5 protein-coding genes are annotated in these 3,925 nt (G+C 68.2%); 2 read left to right on the forward strand and 3 right to left on the reverse strand.

Annotation, left to right across the window (positions count from 1 at the left end; genetic code table 11):
* Positions 1-60 precede the first annotated feature (60 nt).
* Positions 61-816, reverse strand: a complete 756-nt coding sequence (locus tag ACFTZB_RS43870; RefSeq protein ID WP_378442009.1) for a GntR family transcriptional regulator — start codon at positions 814-816, stop codon at positions 61-63.
* 122 nt (positions 817-938) lie between these two features.
* On the opposite strand from ACFTZB_RS43870, the gene ACFTZB_RS43875 reads away from it, so the two are divergent.
* Together ACFTZB_RS43875 and ACFTZB_RS43880 are read left to right on the forward strand one after the other, a co-directional pair.
* Complete coding sequence (locus ACFTZB_RS43875) at positions 939-1,901, forward strand: alpha/beta fold hydrolase (RefSeq protein ID WP_378442011.1); 963 nt, start codon at positions 939-941, stop codon at positions 1,899-1,901.
* Between the two features lie 164 nt (positions 1,902-2,065).
* Positions 2,066-2,716 carry a maleylpyruvate isomerase family mycothiol-dependent enzyme gene (locus tag ACFTZB_RS43880; protein WP_378442013.1) on the forward strand — a complete coding sequence of 217 codons (651 nt, stop codon included), beginning with the start codon at positions 2,066-2,068 and terminating at the stop codon, positions 2,714-2,716.
* 3 nt (positions 2,717-2,719) lie between these two features.
* Here the strand turns inward: ACFTZB_RS43880 and ACFTZB_RS43885 are convergent, their stop codons facing one another.
* Entirely contained in the window at positions 2,720-3,061 is a 342-nt protein-coding gene (locus tag ACFTZB_RS43885; protein ID WP_378442015.1) for a hypothetical protein, read from the reverse strand.
* A gap of 153 nt (positions 3,062-3,214) precedes the next feature.
* Positions 3,215-3,883, reverse strand: a complete 669-nt coding sequence (locus ACFTZB_RS43890) for an SDR family oxidoreductase (protein ID WP_378442017.1) — start codon at positions 3,881-3,883, stop codon at positions 3,215-3,217.
* Between the last annotated feature and the right edge of the window lie 42 nt (positions 3,884-3,925).

A 3,925-nucleotide genomic window follows, 5' to 3' on the forward strand; every position in this document is an offset into this window, starting at 1 on the left:
GCGTCAGATCGAACGAGCGTCCCGTTCGTCGCACCGGAATTGCACGCCGGCCGCCGACGATCAGGGGCCGTTGCTGTCGCCCGACGGACCCCGCGGGTCGACGGTCCGGGCGTTCACGATGCTGAAGGCGACGAGGTCGGGCCGGTACCGGTCGTCGGCGTACTCGAAGATGTCGCCGTGCTGATCCCGCGACGTCCGGCGTTCCCGCAACAGCGGGCTGCCGGGGGCGATGCCGAGGTGTTCGGCCTCTGCCTCGGTGGCGGCGACGGCGTCGAGTACGTGCTCCATCGATTCGAACCGGACGCCGCGGGAGGTGAGATAGTCGGTGATCGACCCGGAGTCGACGTCGAACTCGAACAGCAGGGAACCGACGCGGTCGGTGAACGTGCTCCGCTCGAGCATCGTCGGTTCGCCGCCGAGCAGCCGGACGCGGAGAACCTCGACGACGAAGTCGTCCGGCCCCGCCCCCAACGCGGCGGCGGCGGGCTCGGACACCCGGCGGCGGGAGATCTCGAGCGTGCGGCTGCCCGCGGTGCGTCCGGTGCGGTGCGCCCACTGGGTGAACGGGGTGAACGTGTCCAGCGTCTGAGTGATGTCGTGGCTGCGGACCACGGCCGGTTTGCCCTGGGACAGCTGGATGAGCCCCTCGTTCTTCAACGTCGCGAGGGCCTGGCGCACCGGGCCGCGCGACACCTCGAATTCTGCGCACAGCATGCTCTCGCTCGGCAGCGACTCGCCCACCGCATACCGCCGCTGCATGATGCGCTGCCGCAGCTGGACGGCGACGAACTCGTGGCGGGAGCGTGCCTCCACCATTGCGCATCACCCCACTTCCCCGGCCGGTCGACGGTTACCACTGCGAATCACGTGCATTCTAGTGGCGTCGCCGTTACGGTACACTGCGAGAACGCGTTCCAGCCGGTGGAGGGATTCGGAGCATGGCGACGTCGACGGGACGATCGGTCACGGTCGACGGATTCCGTTGGCAGATCAGCGAACTGGGTGACGGTCCGCCCGTGATCCTGTGTCACGGGTTCCCGGGCCTCGGCTACAGCTTTCGGCACCAGATGCTGGCCCTCGCGGCGTCCGGGTACCGCGCCATCGCCCCGGACATGCCCGGTTACGGCGGCACCGACGTACCCCGCGACATCGACGACTACACCAACGAGCGGGTGTCGGACGCGCTGATCGGCCTGCTCGACGCGCTCGGACTCGACCGTGCCGTGTTCGTCGGCCACGACTTCGGCGCTCCGGTGGCCTGGACCGTCGCGCTCCGTCACCGTGAACGGGTGTCCGGGCTGGTGCTGCTGGCCGTTCCCTACATGCCCGACCGCTTCCCGCTGCGCCCGTCGGAGCTCTATGCGTCGCTGGCGCGCAAGCACTTCCTGCACATCCACTACTTCCAGAAACCGGGGGTCGCAGACCGCGAACTCGACGGCGACCCCCGCGGCTTCCTGCAGCGGCTGTTCTATGCATTGTCGGGCGACTACAGCTACCTGGACATCTGGCAGCACCCGTCGGAGGGCAACGGGTACCTGGATGTATTGCCCGACGCCCCACCCCTGCCGTGGTCGTGGCTGACGGAGGACGAGTTCGAACACTATGTGGAGGTCTTCACCCGGACGGGTTTCACCGGCGGCCTGAACTGGTACCGGGCGTACGACGCCAATTGGGAACGCTCGGCGAGAGTCCGGGTTGCCCAGATCGAGGTGCCGACGCTGTTCGTGGCCGGTGCACGCGATCCCGTCCTCGCGATGAGCGGTGCGCAGGCCCTCGACCGGATGCGCGACACCGTTCCCGACCTGCGCGGCATCCACCTCCTCGACGGCGCCGGCCACTTCGTTCAGCAGGAGCGGGCCGAAGAGGTGAACGAGCTGCTGCTCGACTTCGTCGCACGCTGAAGCCGCCGCCCCACCGGACCGCCTGCGCAGCAATGCCTTCGATGCGGCCCTACTCGGTATCTCCTGCGTAGCGGATTCGTCACATCGCACACACGTTTCAATCACGTTGTCCGACAGCCGGGCTCGGTAGCGGCACGATTGTGTCACGCGCTAGCATCGTCTGCATGACGTCACCGGGTGCCGCACTGTCGTATGTCGAACTGCTCGACGCTGTTGCCGAATCGCACCGGACGGTGGAGGCCGCGCTGTCGGGGTTGACCGACGATCAGGCGCGGGAGCCGTCGCTGCTGCCGGGATGGAGCCGGGGACACGTCGTCACGCACCTCGCGAGGAACGCCGATGCGCTCAACCGGTTCGCCGTCGGGGTGCTCACCGGTGAGGCGGCGCCGGAGATGTATCCGGGTGGTCCGGCCGCGCGGGCCGCGGCGATCGAGGAGGGGGCCGGACGTCCGGCGGAACTGTTGGTGGCCGATTTCCGCTTCGCGGGACGGCGGGTGATCGAGTCGCTGCGCGGGATCACCGAAGATCGGTACGAGACGCCGGTGAACTGGCGTCAGCGGGTGCCGGCGCGTCAGGTGCCGGTGCTGCGGTGGCGTGAACTCGAGATCCACCACGTGGACCTCGGCCTCGACTACTCGGTGGCCGACTGGCCGGAATTGTTCGTGGAGCAGACCTTGGAATCGGAGCTGCCCGAGTTGGCCGCCCGGCATCCGGACGTCCGGGTGCCGGATCTTCCGCGCACCGAACTGCTGGCCTGGGTGATCGGACGCCCCACGCGGGAGGGCCTGCCGCCCGTCCCCGCGTGGCCGTTCTGACCGTCAGGCGTATTCGACGCTCTCGAACGTGTCGGCGTCGTCGAGCGCGTCCCAGATGATCGCGTAGCGCTTGTGGGTCATCTCGTCGGCATCGACGAGGAGCGCGTCGAACAGGGACTTCGGGTTCTCCTGCCACTGCTGAACCAGGGCCGCGACCGCCTGCGGGGTGAACAGACCGGACCGCGCTGCCGCCTCGATCCACTCGTCGAACTCGCCGCCGTGAATCCGCTCGACCGCGTCGCGATCGACCTCGCCGTCACCGAGATCGAGAGTGAACATCGTCGCGAAGACGTCGCCGTCGACCGCGACGACGGTGTCGCTGTGCATACGCTGTTCGGTGTTCATCGTGGGAATACCTCCTGGGAGTCAGCTCGGTGGAACCGACTCGCGTTTGCGATCTCTGCTGATGAGAAGAACTGTAGGGCGACTGATTGTGAGCAGCTTAAAGCCTTTCTGTGAGATCAATCTGTGATGTATCTCACGCAGGTTTCTCCGCTGTCAGCGCACCCGCAGCACGACTTCTGTGGGGTGCGCGTCACGCGGCGTCTCCACCGCGGTACGCACGGCTTTTGCGACCGTCGACGGCTGCAGGTACTTCTCCGGCCGGTACTCGTCGCCCTCGCCGGCCACGATGGCACGCTGCATATCGGTGTCGATCCGGCCGGGGTGAACAGATGTGACGCGCAGTAACGGCTCCTCCAGCCGCAGTGCGTCCCCGAACGCCCGGAGCGCGAATTTGCTCGCCGCATACGACGCCCAGCCGGCGTTCGCGCGGATGCCGGCACCCGAGTTGATGAGCACCACGTGCCCGCCTGCGGCGCGCAGGGCGGGCAGCAGCAGTCGCGTCAGTTCGGCCACCGCGACGACGTTCGCCTCGAGCGTGTGCCGCCACTGGTCGACGGTCGACTCCGCGACGGTCGCGAGGTCGGCGACGCCCGCGTTGTGGACGAGGACGTCGAGCCGGTCGATCGGTGCGCACGCCGCCGCCACCGCGTCGTAGTCGGTCAGCTCGACCGGCCAGGGGGTCGCGGCCGGCAGTTCGGCGAGGATGCCGGTGAGCGACCCGGCCGACCGGGCGCCGAGCAGGAGGTCGTGGGTCGGTGCGAGTTCGCGGGCGATGGCGGCTCCGAGGCCACGGCTGGCGCCGGTGATCAGGGCTGTGGGCATGCAAAAAAGGCTATCGCCCTGTGAGTACTTCTTAACCGCCGG

This window comes from Rhodococcus sp. NPDC057014, from assembly GCF_042673295.1.
GTDB lineage: Bacteria > Actinomycetota > Actinomycetes > Mycobacteriales > Mycobacteriaceae > Rhodococcus_F.

Bases quoted from the DNA above. Each gene is read 5' to 3' on its own strand.
- ACFTZB_RS43880 (WP_378442013.1), top strand. From the start codon at position 2,066: ATGACGTCACCGGGTGCCGCACTGTCGTATGTCGAACTGCTCGACGCT.
- ACFTZB_RS43885 (WP_378442015.1), bottom strand. From the start codon at position 3,061: ATGAACACCGAACAGCGTATGCACAGCGACACCGTCGTCGCGGTCGAC.
- ACFTZB_RS43870 (WP_378442009.1), bottom strand. From the start codon at position 816: ATGGTGGAGGCACGCTCCCGCCACGAGTTCGTCGCCGTCCAGCTGCGG.
- ACFTZB_RS43875 (WP_378442011.1), top strand. From the start codon at position 939: ATGGCGACGTCGACGGGACGATCGGTCACGGTCGACGGATTCCGTTGG.
- ACFTZB_RS43890 (WP_378442017.1), bottom strand. From the start codon at position 3,883: ATGCCCACAGCCCTGATCACCGGCGCCAGCCGTGGCCTCGGAGCCGCC.